The sequence below is a fragment of the Subtercola boreus genome (assembly GCF_006716115.1).
GTDB lineage: Bacteria > Actinomycetota > Actinomycetes > Actinomycetales > Microbacteriaceae > Subtercola > Subtercola boreus.
The window spans coordinates 1,845,329-1,863,662 of record NZ_VFOO01000001.1; the positions used below are offsets into that span (position 1 = coordinate 1,845,329).

Consider the following 18,334-nt stretch of genomic DNA (forward strand, 5'->3'; position numbering starts at 1 on the left):
ACGGTTAGAAGATCTTGAAGACGAAGGCGGCCAGCAGGAGTCCGATGACTCCGATGGCGAGCACACCGGCCGTCACGGCAAGGATGACCGGGGCGTTCGCCCGACCACGCTTGGGGGGTGCGACCAGCCCGGAATTCGAGCCGTGGGTGCTGACGGCGCGGGTTGCGCTGACGGGTGCGACATCCGACCCGACGTCGCCGTCGGGATCGAGGTAGGCGTCGAGCTCGGAGGATTCGAGGCCGTCGGCCGGGGCCGCACCCATCGAACCGAGACTCATGGGCAGGTCGATCGACCCGGTGATGATGACCTCGCCGGTCTCGTCGAGCGCTGTGCCGACGTCACCGTGATTCGGCACAGACGGGAGCACCAGGGCGCTCGTGGTCGAGACGCTGTTCGACGAGCCGACACCACGGGTCGCGATCAACGCATCGAACGGCGACGGGGAGGGGGCGCTGTCGACTTCGCGGCTCCGGTCGTCGACCTTCGGGAAGAGGGGCGAGAGGATCGGACCCGACGGGTTCTCGTCGATCGTGATCACGTGGACCGCCTCGGGGGCGACCGTGTCGTCGATCTCGGCGAATTCTTCGTCTTCCTGGGTGGCGACTTCGGCGTCGACCGACTGGTCGACAACGATGAGTTCTTCGACAGCGATGAGTTCTTCGACAGCGATGGTCTCTTCGACGGGGACGACGACCTCGCTGGTGTCGTCGCTTCCGGTGCCGGCTGCGCGAGCGTCTTCGTCGACGACCTCGACAGCCCCGGTCTCGACGACCACGATGCTGTTCGTGTCGGGCGTCTCGGGGATGATCTCTGCGATGATCGGGCCGGTGGCCGGAGCCGCCTCCCCACCTGTCGCAACGGGCTCGGGCGCTTCCACCGCGTGCTGCTCGGCGAACGGATGGTCGACGGAGACCGCGCGACGCGCACGGCGGCTCAGGGACGGAGTCGCCCCTGTGGATGCCGGAGCGAAGGGCACGACGTCGACCGCCTCGGTCGGGGGCGCAGTTGCTTCAGGAGCACCTGTGGTGGCATCGGGAACCTCGGCAGGCGGAACAACCGCCGCGGCACGACGTTCGGCGTCGGCCTCTTCGGCCGCCTTGGCGTCTTCCTTCTGCTGTTTGCGCGGTTTTTGGCGCTCGAGTTCACGGAGCGCGCGCCGTGTCAGCGGCTGCTCGTCGTGAGGCACAGTCATTCAACACTCCGATATAGGTGATGCTTGGTGATGTACTGAACTACACCGTCGGGTACCAAGTACCACACTGGGAATCCCCGGCCTACCCGCCCACGACAGTCGGTGGACGATATGGCGAGCGCCGGAACTTCCAAATAGCTTACGTCCTGACGCGGCAAAGCGGAAATGGCAAGGGTGTGACCCGGCCGGGACACGGCCACGAAGTGCGCGAGCGACCACAGCTCCTCGCTGTCTTTCCAGCCGAGGATCTGGGCGATGGCATCGGCGCCGGAGATGAAGAACAGGTCGGCATCCGGGTTTGCCGCAGCCAGGTCCCGGAGTGTGTCGATCGTGTAGGTCGGGCCACCCCGGTCGATGTCCACCCGGCTCACGGTGAAGCGGGGATTGGATGCCGTGGCGATCACCGTCATCAGGTAACGGTGCTCGGCCTCCGTCACATCCGTCTTCTGCCACGGCGACCCGGTGGGAACGAACAGCACCGTATCGAGGTCGAAGAACTGGGCGACCTCGCTCGCGGCGACGAGGTGGCCGTGGTGGATCGGGTCGAACGTACCACCCATGATGCCGATGCGGGGCCGCCGGGGCTGGCCGGGAATCGCCTCAGGAGCAGCGGTCATGGGGGTTGCGGCGCGTTTCGTCAGGAAGCCGGTGTACCGGGGTGCGGTGTCAACGTGTCAGCAGGCAGGAGGTGCGAGCCGGCGTCAGTGGTCGGCGCCGGTGCGGTCGCCGTGACCGTGCAGGTCGTGCGACTGGGCGAAGGCGGCCGACTTCTGGGGGTGGCGGTTGGCCACGTCGCGGTAGCTCCACATCACGAAACCGGCGACGAGGAAGATCGCGAAGGCGATGAGCCCGAAGAAGACACCGGGGAACGGCAGGTTGTTGACGGCCTCTTCGGACAGCACGAGTGCGCTCGTTACGACTGACATTGATTCTCCTGATCACATCACGCGCGGCCGGTGAGGCCACGACTCAAGACTACCGGTCTCAGCGGATCTGGCCGGAACCGCGCACGAGCCACTTCGTGCTCGTGAGTTCGGGCAGGCCCATCGGGCCGCGGGCGTGGAGTTTCTGGGTGGAGATGCCGACCTCCGCGCCGAAGCCGAACTCCCCGCCGTCGGTGAACCGCGTGGACGCGTTCACCATCACCGCAGCGGAGTCGACCTCGTTCAGGAACCGCTCCGCGTTGCCGAGGTTGTTCGTGATGATCGACTCGGTGTGGTGCGTGGAGTATCGCCGGATGTGCTCCATCGCCTCATCGATGTCGGCGACGACCTTCACAGCGAGGTCGAGGCTCATGTACTCGGTCTGCCAGTCCTCCTCGGTGGCCGCGACGGCGTCGGGGAAGAAGGCCCTTGTTTCGTCGTCGCCGTGGATGACCACTCCGTCGGCCCGGAGGCGCGCGAGCACGGGCGGCAGCAGCCGGGCCGCAGCCCCGCGGTGCACCAGGAGTGTCTCGAGCGCGTTGCACACACTCGGCCGCTGCACCTTCGCGTTCTGCACGATGTCGACCGACCACGCTTCGTCGGCGCTCTCGTCGAGGAAGACGTGCACCACGCCGGCGCCCGTCTCGATGACCGGCACCTTCGACTCGGCGACCACGGTGTTGATGAGCGAGGCGCTGCCCCGGGGTATGAGCACGTCGACGAGACCCCTCGCCTGCATCAGCTCGTGCGCACCGGCACGCCCGAACTCGTCGATGGTCTGCACGCACTCCCGGGGAAGCCCGACGGAGGCCAGGGCATCCTGGATCAGCCCGACGAGCACGCGGTTGGTGTTCTCGGCCGCCGACCCCCCGCGGAGCACCACGGCGTTGCCACTCTTCAGGGCGAGCGCGGCGATGTCGACCGTGACGTTGGGCCGGGCCTCGTAGATGACACCGACGACCCCGAACGGAACGCGCACCTGGTCGATGCGGATGCCGTTCGGCAGGATGCGACCGCGGACCGTCTCACCGACCGGGTCGACCAGCCCGACGATGTCGAGTACGGCATCTGCCAGGGCGACGAGTCGCGGTTCGCTGAGCGTGAGACGATCCTGGAGTGCTGTGGAGAGGCCGTTCTCCCTGCCGTTCGCGAGGTCGAGCCCGTTGGCCGGCACGATCTCGGCCGCACCGGTGGCGACAGCCCGGGAGATTGCCTCGAGCGCCCGGTTCTTCAGCTCGGCGTTCGCCGTCGCGAGCACGATCGACGCTGCGCGGGCTGCGACGAGACGGTCGGTGAGCGACGTGTGAGGGGATGCGTCGAGAGTGGTGTTGGCCATGCTCAGAGTCTAGAACCCGATGCAGGCCAGCCCGCCGGCGGTGACGGAATCTGTGGAGAACTCCTAAACGGAGGCGGGTGTGAAGAACGTGCCGATCGGATGCCCGGCCAGGGCCTCGGTCACGAGAGTGGCCGACGTCACCAGCACAGCGGTGCCGGCATCCGCTGCCAGGCGTGCAGCAGAGACCTTCGTGGCCGCTCCACCGGTGCCGACGCCCGCGGCGCCGATGTCCCCGAAGGTCACGTCGGCGAGCAGGTCGCCGACCGGAACGTCGACGATCTTGACCGCGCCCGGCTCGGACGGCGGCCGGGTGTAGAGCGCATCGACATCCGAGAGCAGCACCAGCACGTCGGCTTTCACCAGAACCGAGACGAGGGCGGCGAGCCGGTCGTTGTCGCCGAACCGGATCTCGTGAGTGGCGACGGTGTCGTTCTCGTTGACGATCGGCAGGATCCGGAGCTTCAGCAGCCGTTCCATCGCCCGCTGGGCATTGCTGCGGTGGCTCGGGTTCTCGAGGTCGCCCGCTGTCAGGAGCACCTGTCCCGCCACGATGCTGAACGGCGTGAGCGCGTTCTGGTAGCGATAGATGAGCACGTTCTGGCCCACGGCCGCCGCCGCCTGCTGCGTCGCGAGGTCGGTCGGGCGTTCGTCGAGCCGGAGGTAGGGCATCCCGGTCGCAATCGCGCCGGACGACACCAGGATGACCTCGGTGCCCCGCCCGTGCAACTCAGCGAGGGCGGCGACCAGCACGGCGATGTGCCCGGCATTGGCCCCGCTGATCGACGACGAGCCGACCTTCACCACGACGCGCGCCGCATCGCGGATACCCTCGCGGGTGAGGATGGAGCCTCGGCTCACTCGCGCTCCCCGGACGAGCCCGAGGGCGCGGGCGTACCCGATCCGTCGAGGGCGGAGTCGAAGTCGGGCTCGGTCAGACCGTCCGCCTCCTCGTCGCCCCAGAGGCCGGCCTCCTTCTCACGCACCAGCTCCGCCCGGGCGGCCGCCTTCGCATCCATCAGTTCCACGTAGCGCTGGCGGCGGGTCTGGTTGGTGCGGCGGCTGTTCGGGTCGAGTCGCGGATCGGTGCCGCGCGGGGCGGTCACGAGCTCGGCGGTCGATGTGAGGGTCGGCTCCCAGTCGAAGATGATGCCGTTGCCCGGGCCGATGACGACGGTGGATCCGCCGACGGCACCCGCACGGAACAGTTCGTCCTCGACCCCGAGCTTCGCGAGCCGGTCGGCGAGGAACCCGATGGCCTCCTCGTTCGTGAAGTCGGTCTGTGCGACCCAGCGCTCGGGTTTCGCGCCGAGAACGCGGTAGACGTTTCCGAACGAACCACCCTCGACGACAACCCGGAAGTCGGCGTCGTCGACGGCCTTCGGACGGATGACGATGCGCGGCTTGGCCGCCTCCGAGGCTGCCTCGGCACGGCTGGTCTCGACAACGCCGGCCAGCGCGAACGACAGCGGCTGCAGGCCCTCATGGCTCACCGTCGAGATCTCGAACACGCGATATCCGCGAGCCTCGAGGTCGGGGCGCACGAAGTCTGCGAGTTCGCGGCCCTCGGGAACGTCGATCTTATTCAGCGCGATCAGCTGGGGCCGTTCGAGCAGCGGCAGCTGGCCATCCGGAACCGGGTACGCGGCAAGCTCCGCGAGGATGATGTCGAGGTCGCTCAGGGGGTCGCGCCCCGGCTCGAGCGTCGCGCAGTCGAGCACGTGCAGCAGCGCGCTGCACCGTTCGACGTGCCGGAGGAACTCCAGGCCCAGGCCCTTGCCCTCGCTCGCGCCCTCGATGAGGCCGGGAACGTCGGCGATCGTGTAGCGGGTCTCGCCGGCCTGCACCACGCCGAGGTTCGGGTGGAGCGTCGTGAACGGGTAGTCGGCGATCTTCGGTTTCGCTGCCGACATCGCCGCGACCAGGCTCGACTTTCCGGCAGAGGGGTAGCCGACCAGCGCCACGTCGGCGACCGTCTTCAGCTCGAGGTAGACGTCGCCCTCCCAGCCGGGCGTGCCCAGCAGGGCGAAACCGGGGGCCTTGCGCTTGCTCGACGCGAGGGCGGCATTGCCGAGCCCGCCCTGGCCGCCGGGTGCGACGACGATGCGGATGCCCGGCTCGTCCATGTCGACGAGGGTCTCCCCCTCGGCGTTCTTGACGACCGTGCCGACGGGCACGTTCAGCACCATCTCCTCGCTCGTGAAACCACTCTTGTGATCTCCCGCACCGGGGCCGCCGTTCTCGGAGCTGCGGTGCGGGCGACGGTGGAAGTCGAGGATGGTCGTGGTCTGCGGGTCGCTGACGAGCACGATGTCGCCACCATTGCCGCCGTTGCCGCCGTCAGGGCCCGCCAGCGGCTTGAACTTCTCGCGCTTGATCGACACACAGCCGTTGCCGCCGTTGCCGGCACGCAGATGGAGGGTTACCTGGTCAACAAACGTTGCCATTTGCACTCCTTACGATGGTGCGACGGGTGCCGCGTCTAACGAAAAACAGGGGCGGGCCGAAGCCCGCCCCTGCCGAAACATGAGGTACCTGACTAGGCAGGCACCGCAACGGGCTCGGCTGCAACAACCGGCACGACGATGTTGATGACTTTTCGGCCACCCTTGTTGCCGAACTCGACCGAACCGGCGGCGAGGGCGAACAGGGTGTCGTCGCCGCCACGGCCGACGTTCACGCCGGGGTGGAAGTGGGTGCCGCGCTGGCGGACGATGATCTCGCCCGCCGAGACGACCTGGCCGCCGAAGCGCTTGACGCCGAGGCGCTGCGCGTTGGAGTCACGACCGTTGCGAGTGGAACTCGCGCCTTTTTTGTGTGCCATGAGTGTCTACCTGCCCTTACTTGATCGTGGTGACCTTGACACGAGTGAGCTCCTGGCGGTGGCCCTGGCGCTTCTTGTATCCGGTCTTGTTCTTGAACTTCTGGATGACGATCTTCGGGCCGCGGAGGTCTTCGAGGACCTCAGCGGTGACCTTGACCTTGGCGAGCTTGGCCGAGTCGGACGTGATCGTCGAACCGTCGACCAGCAACACCGCTGCCAGCTGGATGTTGCCGTCTTTGTCGCCCTTGATGCGGTCGAGGGTGACGATGGTGCCGACCTCTACCTTTTCCTGGCGGCCACCGGCGCGCACAACTGCGTAAACCACTTCACATACCTATTCTCTACTCGGCGACGCCGCCCAACCAGTGGTTGGCCTGCACCCTTGATATACATTGAAAGCTTCTGGAAAGTCCCAGTGACTGTGCGCGGGCAGAGCCAGCACGCACCAACGGTCTACTTTACTTCGAAGCGCGTGCCGGGTCAAACGCAGCCGGTGTGTCCGCTCCGTCAGCTTACACCGCGGGAGTTTGTAGGCTGGTCGGATGACCGTGCTCATCGATCTCCCGCGCTGGCCGGCGCACGACACGCTCTGGTCGCATCTGGTGAGCGATTCGTCGCTCGCCGAGCTGCACGCCTTTGCGGCCGCCCTGGGGATCCCACGCCGGGGCTTCGATCTCGACCACTACGACGTGCCCGCTTCGCGCTACGACGAGCTCGTGGCGGCCGGTGCGAAGCCGGCCACCATGCGGGAGATCGTGGTGGCGCTCCGCTCCAGCGGGCTGCGGGTGATCGCGAAGGATCGCCCGCAGCACCGCTGAGGGGGTGCTAGTCGGCCGAGGGCGCGACGGGGGCGCTGAGCGCGGCCGTCGAGACGCGCCGGCTCCGCGAGCGGCCCTGGCCGGGCTGCTTCGGTTCGGGAAGAGCCTCGAGCACCGAGTCGAGCAGTCGTGCGGCATCCTCACGCTTGGCGCGCTGGGAGGCCTGGCCCTGCGGCTGCAGCGGGAGGTCGAAGATCGGCAGGTCGTGCGCGGCCTCCGGTGTCTCCACTGACGCAGCCACACCGGTCGGGGGCACGTCGGTCCGGGCGATGGTCTCCTCGGGCTCGGGAGCCACGGCGGGCTCCGTCACGGGTGATTCGACCGCAGCGGCAGGCGCTGCCTCAGCGGCGGCCTCGGTGGCGGCCTCCGTGGCCGTGCCCTCGACGGTCGCGCGATCCTCGTCGGCCGCCTCTGCACTGGCGGCCGCCCGCTGGCTGCGCGAACGCCGGGAACTCCGGCGGGAGCGCTGCGAGCCACCGGACTCCGGCGAACTCTCCTCGGTGGCACCGGCGGTCTCGTCGGGGCTGGCTGCACCCGCGACATCCGCACCGGTGACCGCCATGCCCGAGACGACCTCGCCGGCACCCTCACCGGCGGCACCGGTGGTCGGCAGCGTGCCCTGGAGGGCAGCCTCCGCGACGGCGGCCGACTCGGCCAGCGTCACTTCGAGCGCCGGTTTCGTGCCGTTCGCCGAGGCGATGGTGCTCGCCGCGATCTTGGCGAGCGCGGTCTGGGCGGCCGGGGTGATGCTGTGGGTCACGCCAGCGGTGTGGGATCCGGTGGAGGAACCGCCGCCGAAGGCCGATCCGTTGCCGCCGTTCGAACCGTTGCCCGAACCACCACCACCGTTTCCGTTACTGCCGCCGCCGTTGCCGTTGTTGCCCGAACCGTTGCCGTTGGACCCCTGGCCGCCCTTCCGGCCGCGACGCTGCTCCGGCTGCGGGGTCTGGGTCTGGCGGTGCTTCGACGACGGGTCGTGGTGCACGATCACGCCGCGTCCCGCGCACACCTCGCAGGGCTCGCTGAACGACTCGAGCAGGCCGAGACCCAGCTTCTTGCGGGTCATCTGCACCAGACCGAGCGAGGTGACCTCGGCCACCTGGTGCTTGGTGCGGTCGCGGCTGAGGCACTCGACGAGGCGCCGGAGCACGAGGTCGCGGTTCGACTCGAGCACCATGTCGATGAAGTCGACGACGATGATGCCGCCGATGTCGCGGAGGCGCATCTGGCGAACGACCTCTTCGGCCGCTTCGAGGTTGTTCTTCGTGACGGTCTCCTCGAGGTTGCCGCCCGAACCGACGAACTTGCCGGTGTTGACATCGACCACCGTCATGGCCTCGGTGCGGTCGATCACGAGCGAGCCGCCCGAGGGCAGCCAGACCTTGCGGTCGAGCGCCTTCTCGATCTGCTCGTTGATGCGGAAACGGTCGAAGGGGTCGCCCTCACCGTCGAAGATCTCGATGCGGTCGACCAGATCCGGTGCCACCTGGGCGAGGTACGTCTCGATCGTCGCCTGCGCGTCGGAGCCGCTGATGACGAGCTTCCCGAAGTCCTCGTTGAAGACGTCGCGGATGATCTTGACCAGCAGGTCGGGCTCGCCGTGCAGCAGGGCGGGCGACTGCAGGGATTTCACCTTCTCGCTGATGGAGGACCACTGCTCGATCAGGCGCTGCACGTCGAGCGTGAGCTGCTCCTCGGTGGCGCCCTCGGCCGCGGTGCGCACGATCACGCCGACGTTGTCGGGCAGCACCTCCTTGAGGATCTTCTTCAGGCGTGCACGTTCGGTGTCGGGGAGCTTCCGCGAGATGCCGTTCATGTTGCCGTTCGGCACATACACGAGGTAGCGGCCGGGCAGCGAGAGCTGGCTGGTCAAGCGGGCACCCTTGTGGCCCACCGGATCCTTCGTGACCTGCACCAGAACGGTGTCGCCCGGCTTCAGAGCAAGCTCGATGCGGCGGGGCTGGTTGCCGGTGTCCGCGGCCTCCCAGTCGACCTCGCCCGAGTAGAGCACGGCATTCCGGCCGCGCCCGATGTCGACGAAGGCTGCCTCCATGCTCGGCAGCACGTTCTGCACGCGGCCGAGGTAGACGTTGCCGATGAGCGAGGCATCCTGTGCCTTCGCCACATAGTGCTCGACCAGCACGCCGTCTTCGAGAACGCCGATCTGGATGCGGTCGTGCGCCGAGCGCACGACCATCGAGCGGTCGACCGACTCGCGGCGGGCGAGGAACTCGGCCTCGGTGATGACCGGACGGCGGCGGCCCGCGTCACGGCCGTCGCGTCGGCGCTGCTTCTTCGCCTCGAGTCGGGTCGAACCCTTGATGCGCTGGGGCTCGGTGATCAGTTCGGCGGCCGGTGCCTGCTGGCGTGGCGGACGGACTTTGACCACGGTGTTCGGCGGCAGGTCGTCGGGCAGGCGGCTCTCGTCGCCGCTCCGGCGGCGGGTGCGGCGGCGGACGGTGGTGTCGCCGCGGTCACCGCCGAGGTCTCCCCGATCGCCGAAGTCGCGGTCGCGGTCGTCGCGGTTACGGTCGCGGTCGTCACGGTTACGGTCGCGGTCGTCACGGTCACGGTCGCGGTCGTCACGGTCACGGTCGTAGTCGTCGTCGCGGTCGCGCCCGGGACGGGGCGGGAGCACGGGGATGTCGGGGGCCTGGAAGAGGAGCGACGTCGTGGTGCGGGGTGCCGGTTCGGTCGGTGCGGCGGGAGCCTGGCCGAGTTCGGGTTCGAGCCAGGGCTCGTTGGTTTCGTTCGGATCTGTCATGGGGACCTTCACATCTGTTGCGGTCGACGGTGCCTGCCATGCGGACAGCGTCTGGACCGGTACTGATTGGGCCGGTGCGGCCTGGCTCTGCGCGATTACGGGCGCGGCGGATTGGACGTCGGCAGGGTGGGGCTCTGCGGCGCGATCATGCGCCGTTTCGGCAGCCACAGCGTCGGGCGTGGTCAGCTCCGTCGCCTTCTTGGCCGCCTTGCGCCCGCCGAACAGGCGTGACCGTCGTTTGACCGGTTGATTGTCTTCCACCATTGCTGGTGCACTCCTTGCCGGGCTGGGCGACCGCGCCACCCTGCCGGTTACTCTCTCGTGCGGCACCGTTTCCGGCGAGACTTCTCCGTCTTCGGTACCGCAAATCCTTCACGCGAACCGTCCGGCTTCAGCTCTGGACGGAACCTTCGTGTCTCTGATGATGCTCCGTGCCCCCTTCTTCAGGTGGCCCGGCAAACCTTTTGCGCCACTGGGCGCATGTTCTGCTGTCGTACCGGGCGCGGCCCGGAAGACATGCTGCCATTATCGCACGCATTCCCAGAAGAGGCGGATGGGGCGTGTGGCAGAATGCCACAGTGATCGAAGAAACCCTGCCCGTGCGGCGCCCCATCGGGCTGGCGATCTTCCTGGTGACAGCCGGTGTGATCGGCTGGATCGCCTCGTTCGCGCTGACCCTCGAGAAGATCGAGACGCTGGTCAACCCGAACTACGTGCCGTCGTGCAACATCTCCGTGCTGGTCAGCTGCGGTCCGAACATGGCGAGCCCCCAGGGCTCGCTGTTCGGGTTTCCGAACCCGCTGATCGGTGTGGCGTGCTTCATCGCCGTCATCGTCGTCGGCGTCGGAATCCTGGCAGGAGCGACGTTCGCGCGCTGGTTCTGGGTGCTCTTCAACCTCGGCATCGCCGGCGCCCTGGTGTTCGTGATCTGGCTGATCGGCCAGAGCATCTTCGTGCTCGGCACGCTCTGCCCCTACTGCATGGTCGTCTGGACCGCGGTGATCCCGCTGTTCTGGTACGTGACCGTGTTCAACCTGCGGGAGGGCAACATCCCTGTGCCGGCCGGGGTACGGGGCATCGCCCGGCTGTTCTTCCCGTTCCTCTGGCTCTTCGTGATCGTCTCGTACCTCGTGGTGGCCGTGCTGGCCCAGCTGCGCCTCGACGTCATCGCGTCGCTCACCAACAGCTGAGCCGGCCCGATCCTCCTAGTCGAACCAGAGGGCGAGCTCGCGGGCGGCCGACTCCGGGGAGTCGCTGCCGTGAACGAGGTTCTGCTGCACCTTGAGGCCCCAGTCGCGGCCGAGGTCGCCGCGGATCGTTCCGGGCGCGGCGGTGGTGGGGTCGGTGGTGCCGGCGAGGGAGCGCCAGCCCTCGATCACGCGGTTGCCGGCGACGCGCGCGGCGAAAACGGGGCCCGACTCCATGAACTCGATGAGGGGCTCGTAGAACGGCTTGCCCTCGTGCTCCTCGTAGTGGGCCGCGAGCAGCGCGCGCGACGGCTCGAAGAGCTTCACGTCGACGAGCTGGTAGCCCTTCTTCTCGATGCGGGCGAGGATCTCGCCGATCAGGTTGCGCGCGACACCGTCGGGCTTGATCAGAACGAGGGTCTCTTCGACGTTTGCAGTCACAGGGTTCTACTTTCTGGTGGGAGGTTCTGGATGAGGGACAGAGCGGTCAGGGTCAGCACAGAGCGGTCAGGGTCAGGGTTGCCCGGCGAGCCGGGCGTTCTCGCGGTCGATCATGCCACCCCTGATCACGGCGAACACCCACATTCCGCCGAACAGCACGGCAACGATGAGCATCAGCGGCACCAGGATGGCGGAGGCCAGGATGATCACCTGGAGCACCCAGCCGAGGGCGATGCCGATCGGGCGGCCGAGCAACGGGATCGTGGCGAGCAGCAGCACGCAGAGCGCCGCTCCGCCGCCGAGAGCGACCGGCCAGGGCAGGGCCTTCAGCCCGAAGACAGCAAGGGTCGCCAGGAACATGATGACCGACTCGAAGCCGAGAACGATCGAGCAGATGCTCTCGCGGACGCTCCGCTTGCGACGCGCCCGTGGAGCCCGCGGGGCACGGCTGGGTCTGCCGGGCCGTGCCGGCTCGTCGGGCACTCCGCCAACTTCGAGCGGCTCGCTCACGGCTTCCAGCCCTCGTCGGCGGCCAGGGTGATGATCTCCCCGACGAGCGTGATCGACCCGGTCACCAGCACGGCGCCCCTGTCGGACTCCCCTGCCGACTCGCGGGCGATCGCGGCGGCTTCCCGTGGGTCGAGCTCGACCACGACACGGTCGGCGCCGGCGATGCCGACCACCACGCTCGCAAGCTCATCGGCGTCGACGGCACGGTCTGACGAGGAACGCGTGACGACGAACTCCGAGACGACCGGTTCCAGCGCTCTGACGATGCCCGCGGCGTCCTTGTCTGCGAGGATGCTGATCACCGCAACGACCTTGTCGAACGTGAAGTACTGCTTCATCGCCGCCGCGAGCGCCTCTGCACCGCCGGGGTTGTGTGCGGCATCCACCAGCACCGTCGGCTCGGTGCCGATCAGCTGGAGGCGGCCGGGCGAGGTGACCGTGTTGAAGGCCTCGGTGAGTACGTCTTCGACGAGAGCGGTCTGGCCGCCGCCGAGGAACGATTCGACCGCAGCCACGGCGACGGCCGCGTTCTGGGCCTGGTGGTCGCCGTACAGCGGCAGGAAGAGGTCGCGGTAGGTGCCCGCGACGCCCTTGATCGTCACGACCTGGCCACCGACGGCGACGGAGCTCGAGACGACCTCGAACCCGTCGCCCTCGGCGACGAATGTCGACTCGGTGAGCTCGGCGGCGCGCTGCAGCTCGGCGAGCGCCTCCGGTTGCTGCTTCGCCGTGACGACCTGCGCGGCCGGTTTGACGATGCCCGACTTGGTGCGGGCGATCTCCGCGACGGTGTTGCCGAGCCGCGCCGTGTGGTCGAGCGAGATCGGCGTGAACACCGCCACCTGGCCGTCGGCAACGTTGGTGGAGTCCCACTCGCCGCCCATGCCGACCTCGATCACGGCGACGTCGACGGGCGCGTCGGCGAACGACGCGAACGCGAGCACCGTGAGGGCCTCGAAGAACGTCAGGCGGGGTTCGCCGGCACCGGTGAGTTCCGCATCCACAATGCCGAGGAACGGCTGGATGTCGGCCCAGTTGGCCGCGAGCGCCTCATTCGAGATGGGCCGGCCGTCGATGACGATGCGTTCGTTCAGTCGTTCGAGATGCGGGCTCGTGAAGAGTCCGGTGCGGAGCCCGTAGGCCCGCAGGATGCTCTCGGCGATACGGCTGGTGCTGGTCTTGCCGTTCGTTCCGGTGATGTGGATGATCGGGTAGGCCCTGTGCGGGTCACCCAGCAGCTCGACAACGCGCCGGGTCGCCCCGAGCCGGGGTTCGGGAGCCGCTTCGCCGAGGCGGGAGAGCAGTTCGGCGTAGACCTCGTCGCCCTGCTCGACGAACTCGTCGGGCAGCTCGGGCTCGTCTTCGCCGATGGTGGCGCCGCCGCCAGCCCGCACCACGAGCTGTTCGTCGTAGGCGTCGGCCATCTCGAACTCGCTCGGGTCTTCCGTGTCGTCGGCGGCGTCATCGTCATCGTCGTCGACCGTTCCGTCGTCGTCGTAGCGCTGGCGGTGCACACCGTCACCCGGGTCGTCGCCATAACCGATCTGGTCGCGAACGCCGTCACCCTCACGCAGCTCGTCGGGCTCACGATCGCCACCCTCGAACGCGCCTGGCTCGACCCCGTCGGCCCCGACCTCATCTGGATTCCTCGGGTCAGACATCGCGGACTCCTTCCGGCCGGCTCACGGCCACCACGAACAGGTCGCTGTTGGCGTACCTGTCCTTCTCGACGCGGGCGAAGTGCTCGGGTGGAGTACTCACCATGCGTCCGATCCATTCCGAGACCAGGACCTCGCGGTAGCGCTCGAGGTTCCGGAAATCCTTCGGCGACACCACGGTGAACCGGGTGGCGAGGGTCTCCTCGTCGATGGCGACGGTTCCGGCGTTGCTGCCGGACCCTCCCGCGGCGACGCTCCGCACCGCATCCGCGTCGGCATCGCTGAAGAAGACCAGGTCGAGGGTGATGCGGTCGCTCACGTCGAAGCCCGCGCCCTTCCGGGTCTCCTGCACGGCACGGATGACGTCGCGGGCCAGGCCCTCAGCCTCGAGCTCGGGCGTCATCGTGGTGTCGAGCAGCGCGAAACCTCCGCCGGGGAGCAGCGCGAGCGCCTGTGAGGAGGGAGCGCCAACGCCCGGTGCCGGACCGTCGGCAGACGCGGCGGGCTGCCCCGCGACATCCGGAGCCGACGTCTCGAGTACGAGCTCGTACTCGGCCGCTTCGAGGTCGATGCCGCCGGCCGTGACGACGCCGTCGTGCTCGGACCAGTCGCCGTTCCGAGCCGCCTTGATGACCTGCTGCACCTGCTTGCCGAGCCGCGGGCCCGCCGCACGGGCGTTGACGGTGAGTCGCGAGGTGATGCCGAAGTCGGCGGCGCTGGTCGGAACCTGCTCGACGAAGCTGACCGCCTTGACGTTCAGCTCGTCGCGGAGGATCTCCTCGAATGCGGCGAGCGCTGCGGCGTTCTCGGTGACCACCGTGAGACTCGCGAGCGGCAGGCGCACGCGCAGCCCGTTCGCCTTGCGGAGCGAGAGGGCGCTCGAGCTGATGGCGCGGATGCGGTCCATCGCGGCGACGAGCTCGGGCTCCTCGGGGAAGGCGTTCGCGTGCGGCCAGTCTTCGAGGTGCACGCTCCGGCCGCCGGTGAGGCCCTTCCAGACGTGGTCGCCGATCAGCGGGATGAGCGGTGCCGACAGCCGCGTCAGGGTCTCGAGCACGGTGTAGAGGGTGTCGAAGCCCTGCCGGTCGTCTCCCGACCAGAAACGGTCGCGGGAGCGGCGCACGTACCAGTTCGTGAGCACGTCGGCGAAGTCTCGGAGCCGGGACGCGGCGACGGTCGCATCCAGCGCCTCGAGGTCGGCGGTGACGCCCTCGACGAGATCGCGGGTCTTCGCGAGCAGGTAGCGGTCGAGAACGTCGGTGGAGTCCGTGCGCCAGGAGGCCTCGTATCCGGCCTCGCCCGCGGCGTCAGCACCGCCCGCGGCGTTCGCGTACAGGCTGAAGAAGTAGTACGTGTTCCAGAGCGGCAGGATGAACTGCCGCACCGACTCGCGGATACCCTCCTCAGTGACGATGAGGTTGCCGCCCCGCAGAACCGGCGAGCTCATCAGGAACCAGCGCATCGCGTCGGAGCCGTCGCGGTCGAAGACCTCGTTCACGTCGGGGTAGTTGCGGAGGCTCTTCGACATCTTCTGGCCGTCGCTGCCGAGAACGATGCCGTGGCTGATCACGTTCTTGAACGCGGGGCGGTCGAAGAGCGCGGTCGAGAGGATGTGCATCGTGTAGAACCAGCCGCGCGTCTGCCCGATGTACTCGACGATGAAGTCGGCGGGGCTGTGCGTGTCGAACCAGTCGTGGTTCTCGAACGGATAGTGCACCTGCGCGAAAGGCATCGACCCGCTGTCGAACCAGACGTCGAGCACGTCTTCGATGCGGCGCATCGTCGACCCGCCGGTGGGGTCGTCGGGGTTCGGGCGTGTCAGGCTGTCGATGTAGGGGCGGTGGAGGTCGGGCTGGCCGTCGGCGTTCAGCGGAAGAGCGCCGAAGTCGCGCGCGAGCTCGTCGAGCGAGCCGTACACGTCCACCCGCGGGTACTCGGGGTTGTCGCTCTTCCACACCGGGATCGGTGAACCCCAGTAGCGGTTGCGCGAGATCGACCAGTCGCGGGCGTTGGAGACCCACTTGCCGAACTGCCCGTCTTTGACGTTCTCGGGCACCCATTCGATCTGCTGGTTGAGGTCTTCCATGCGGCCCCGGAAGTCGGTGACCCGGATGAACCAGCTCGACACGGCCTTGTAGATCAGCGGGTTGCGGCAGCGCCAGCAGTGCGGGTACGAGTGCTCGTAGCTCGCCTGGCGGAGAAGCCGGCCCTGGGCCTTCAGCAGCTGGGTGAGCGGCTTGTTGGCCTCGAAGACCTGGAGGCCGGCGACCTCGGTGATGTTCGGCAGGAAGCGCGCGCCCTCGTCGACCGAGATGAGCACGGGGATACCCGCAGCCTCGCAGATCTTCTGGTCTTCCTCGCCGTAGGCAGGCGACTGGTGCACGATGCCCGTGCCCTCTGTGGTGGAGACGTAGTCGGCCACGAGGATCTGCCAGGCGTTCTGGGTGCCGTAGGTCTCGGCGTCGGCGTAGTAGTCCCAGAGGCGGTCGTACTTCACACCGTCGAGCTCGCTGCCCAGGAGGGTGCGGGTGACGGCCGCGCGCGCGGCCTCGGCGGAGTCGTAGCCAAGCTCCTTGGCGTAGTTGCCGACGAGGTCTTCGGCGAGCAGGTAGTCGGCGCTCAGTACGTCTGTCGCGACATCCGGAGCATCGGAACCCTGCTCGCGAGCGACCTCGGCATCTGCGGTGCCGTTCGGGCCCGAGGGCACGACCGCATACGTGATGCCAGGCCCGACAGCGAGCGCGAGGTTCGTCGGCAGGGTCCACGGGGTGGTCGTCCAGGCGAGGGCGCGCACGGCGGTGAGGCCGAGCGACTCGGCCTTCGTGCCGACGAGCGGGAACGTCACGGTGACGGTCTGGTCCTGGCGCATCTTGTAGACGTCGTCGTCCATGCGGAGTTCGTGGTTCGACAGCGGGGTCTCGTCGTGCCAGCAGTAGGGCAGCACACGGAAACCCTCGTAGGCGAGCCCCTTGTCGTGCAGCTGCTTGAACGCCCAGATCACGCTCTCCATGAACGTGATGTCGAGCGTCTTGTAGTCGTTCTCGAAGTCGACCCAGCGCGCCTGCCGGGTGACGTACTCCTGCCATTCGCCGGTGTACTGCAGCACGGATGCCCGGGCCGCCGCATTGAACTCGGCGATGCCCATCGCCTCGATCTCGCTCTTCTCGGTGATACCGAGCTGGCGCATGGCTTCGAGTTCTGCGGGCAGGCCGTGCGTGTCCCAGCCGAATCGGCGGTGCACGAGCTTGCCGCGCATCGTCTGGAAGCGAGGGAACAGGTCTTTGGCGTAGCCGGTCAGCAGGTGACCGTAGTGCGGAAGCCCGTTGGCGAACGGCGGCCCGTCGTAGAAGACCCACTCGGGGGCATCTGCGCGTTGGTCGATCGACGCTTGGAAGGTGCCGTCGGCCTTCCAGAAGCCGAGCACCTGCTCTTCGATGGCCGGGAACCGGGGGCTCGGGCTGATGCTGTTCGAGCCGCTGCCGTTCGAACCGCTGCTGTTCGAACCGGGGCTGTTCGAACCGGGGCCGAATGCCGCGCCTGCGGGTGACTCTTTGGGATACGTCATGTCTGCGGTGTCTCCTGGACGGCTGTGTGCGCTGCTGCCTGTTCCACGAGGACGCCAGCTCTGCTCTCTCCGGCGCGGTACCACCCCGCTTACCGTCTGTGCCGTCGCCCTCTCGGGTGTCGGCGCTTCCGGTCGCTCTCTCATTGGCTGTGACGGGCCAGACCCGGCCGGTTCTACTGGGTTCAGGGCACCCCGTACGGGGCGACCATCGCTGTTCTTCCGGCGACTCCCCGGTGATGACCGGCTCATAGTCGTTGGTGAGCAATATTACACGTCTGACAGGGTGGCTAGGCTGCTGTGGAGAGAGTTGCCGAGAGGAGTCGCTGTGGAGGAGAAGTCGGCAGCGACCGTCAGGCCTCCGCGCGGCCGGCCCCGCTCGTCGTCGCGGGAACTCCTCGAAGACGCCGCCTACGAACTGTTCCTCGAGAACAGCTACGTGAAGACGACGGTCGAGCAGATCACCCAGCGCGCCGGCGTCGGGCGCTCGACCTTCTTCAACTACTTCGACGGCAAGAGCGACGTGTTCTGGGGCGACATCGACCGCGCCTTCGGCACTCTGCAGGCGCGCCTCGACGAGCAGACACCGGATGCCCTCCCCCTGCCCGCGCTCTCGAACGCCCTCGCGGCCGTCGCCCGAGAGTTCGGGCCATCCCGGGTACCGTGGATCCTGACGCAGTACACTTCCATCGGGTCGGTGCCTGAGGTGGAGGCGTCGGCGCTGGCCAGGTTCGCGCGGTGCGCGGGGCAACTCAGCACTTTCGTCGCGGTGCGGCAGGGTCTGGATCCCGACACGCTCCTGCCCCGCACCGTGGCCTACGCCGCCACCGGCGCCGTAGTGGCCGCGGCCCAGGAATGGGCGGCGGCGGGCCCGTCGCGCGGCTCCCTCGAACCCTTCGTGGTGCGCGCCCTCGACGCCCTCGCGCGCGGCTTCGCCGCCTGACGCGGGCCTGCGGCCTGGCCGCCCCACCCGTGTCGATCGCGGTGCGGCGCTCTCCCGCGCACCCCCCGCTGCGCACCCCGCTCCCCGCACTCCGTCGCGCATCCCGCACCCCGCTTCCCGCTCCCCTCACCCCGTCGCGCACACCGCACCCGGCTCCCCTCACCCCGCCGCGGGTCACG

Annotated in this window: 16 protein-coding genes; 3 read left to right on the forward strand and 13 right to left on the reverse strand. The window is 68.2% G+C overall.

The window, feature by feature from the left end:
- Nucleotides 1-4: 4 nt before the first annotated feature.
- From FB464_RS08640 to rplU, 8 genes are all read right to left on the reverse strand, one after another.
- Nucleotides 5-1,192 carry a hypothetical protein gene (locus FB464_RS08640; RefSeq protein ID WP_142206653.1) on the reverse strand — a complete coding sequence of 396 codons (1,188 nt, stop codon included), beginning with the start codon at nucleotides 1,190-1,192 and terminating at the stop codon, nucleotides 5-7.
- On the reverse strand, nucleotides 1,189-1,809 hold the full coding sequence (nadD, locus tag FB464_RS08645) for a nicotinate-nucleotide adenylyltransferase (protein WP_116414223.1): 621 nt from the start codon (nucleotides 1,807-1,809) through the stop codon (nucleotides 1,189-1,191). Before nadD ends, FB464_RS08640 begins: the two co-directional genes overlap by 4 nt.
- 84 nt (nucleotides 1,810-1,893) lie before the next feature.
- The gene (locus FB464_RS08650; RefSeq protein ID WP_116414222.1) at nucleotides 1,894-2,118 is read right to left on the reverse strand and encodes a hypothetical protein; all 225 of its coding nucleotides are present in this window, start codon (nucleotides 2,116-2,118) and stop codon (nucleotides 1,894-1,896) included.
- 58 nt (nucleotides 2,119-2,176) lie between these two features.
- The gene (locus FB464_RS08655; protein ID WP_116414221.1) at nucleotides 2,177-3,451 is read right to left on the reverse strand and encodes a glutamate-5-semialdehyde dehydrogenase; all 1,275 of its coding nucleotides are present in this window, start codon (nucleotides 3,449-3,451) and stop codon (nucleotides 2,177-2,179) included.
- Nucleotides 3,452-3,514: 63 nt separating this feature from the next.
- A complete protein-coding gene (gene proB, locus FB464_RS08660; RefSeq protein WP_116414220.1) occupies nucleotides 3,515-4,309 on the reverse strand; it encodes a glutamate 5-kinase in 795 nt (264 codons plus the stop codon).
- Nucleotides 4,306-5,895, reverse strand: coding sequence for a GTPase ObgE (gene obgE, locus FB464_RS08665; RefSeq protein ID WP_116414219.1), 1,590 nt, complete (start codon nucleotides 5,893-5,895; stop codon nucleotides 4,306-4,308). Before obgE ends, proB begins: the two co-directional genes overlap by 4 nt.
- A 92-nt stretch (nucleotides 5,896-5,987) precedes the next feature.
- Nucleotides 5,988-6,272 (reverse strand): 50S ribosomal protein L27, encoded by a 285-nt coding sequence (gene rpmA / locus FB464_RS08670; protein ID WP_116414218.1) that lies wholly within the window; start codon nucleotides 6,270-6,272, stop codon nucleotides 5,988-5,990.
- 16 nt (nucleotides 6,273-6,288) lie between these two features.
- Nucleotides 6,289-6,597 carry a 50S ribosomal protein L21 gene (gene rplU, locus FB464_RS08675; protein ID WP_116414217.1) on the reverse strand — a complete coding sequence of 103 codons (309 nt, stop codon included), beginning with the start codon at nucleotides 6,595-6,597 and terminating at the stop codon, nucleotides 6,289-6,291.
- Nucleotides 6,598-6,814: 217 nt separating this feature from the next.
- Here rplU and FB464_RS08680 point away from each other — a divergent pair, with 217 nt between their 5' ends.
- Complete coding sequence (locus FB464_RS08680; protein WP_116414216.1) at nucleotides 6,815-7,090, forward strand: DUF4031 domain-containing protein; 276 nt, start codon at nucleotides 6,815-6,817, stop codon at nucleotides 7,088-7,090.
- A gap of 7 nt (nucleotides 7,091-7,097) precedes the next feature.
- Here FB464_RS08680 and FB464_RS08685 read toward each other — a convergent pair whose 3' ends face one another.
- Nucleotides 7,098-10,118, reverse strand: a complete 3,021-nt coding sequence (locus FB464_RS08685; protein WP_425472406.1) for an Rne/Rng family ribonuclease — start codon at nucleotides 10,116-10,118, stop codon at nucleotides 7,098-7,100.
- Between the two features lie 317 nt (nucleotides 10,119-10,435).
- Between FB464_RS08685 and FB464_RS08690 the strand changes: the two genes are divergently transcribed.
- Nucleotides 10,436-11,044, forward strand: coding sequence for a vitamin K epoxide reductase family protein (locus tag FB464_RS08690; protein WP_116416502.1), 609 nt, complete (start codon nucleotides 10,436-10,438; stop codon nucleotides 11,042-11,044).
- A 15-nt stretch (nucleotides 11,045-11,059) separates the two neighbouring features.
- Here FB464_RS08690 and ndk read toward each other — a convergent pair whose 3' ends face one another.
- From ndk to ileS, 4 genes are all read right to left on the reverse strand, one after another.
- Nucleotides 11,060-11,482, reverse strand: coding sequence for a nucleoside-diphosphate kinase (ndk, locus tag FB464_RS08695; protein ID WP_116414215.1), 423 nt, complete (start codon nucleotides 11,480-11,482; stop codon nucleotides 11,060-11,062).
- A 72-nt stretch (nucleotides 11,483-11,554) separates the two neighbouring features.
- Nucleotides 11,555-11,992 carry a DUF4233 domain-containing protein gene (locus FB464_RS08700; RefSeq protein WP_246092983.1) on the reverse strand — a complete coding sequence of 146 codons (438 nt, stop codon included), beginning with the start codon at nucleotides 11,990-11,992 and terminating at the stop codon, nucleotides 11,555-11,557.
- Nucleotides 11,989-13,653 carry a bifunctional folylpolyglutamate synthase/dihydrofolate synthase gene (locus tag FB464_RS08705; protein WP_246092984.1) on the reverse strand — a complete coding sequence of 555 codons (1,665 nt, stop codon included), beginning with the start codon at nucleotides 13,651-13,653 and terminating at the stop codon, nucleotides 11,989-11,991. The genes FB464_RS08700 and FB464_RS08705 overlap by 4 nt, the downstream gene beginning before the upstream one ends.
- On the reverse strand, nucleotides 13,646-17,215 hold the full coding sequence (ileS, locus tag FB464_RS08710) for an isoleucine--tRNA ligase (RefSeq protein ID WP_116414214.1): 3,570 nt from the start codon (nucleotides 17,213-17,215) through the stop codon (nucleotides 13,646-13,648). The genes FB464_RS08705 and ileS overlap by 8 nt, the downstream gene beginning before the upstream one ends.
- A 325-nt stretch (nucleotides 17,216-17,540) precedes the next feature.
- Between ileS and FB464_RS08715 the strand changes: the two genes are divergently transcribed.
- Nucleotides 17,541-18,155 carry an acyl-CoA-like ligand-binding transcription factor gene (locus FB464_RS08715; protein ID WP_211327328.1) on the forward strand — a complete coding sequence of 205 codons (615 nt, stop codon included), beginning with the start codon at nucleotides 17,541-17,543 and terminating at the stop codon, nucleotides 18,153-18,155.
- Nucleotides 18,156-18,334 lie beyond the last annotated feature (179 nt).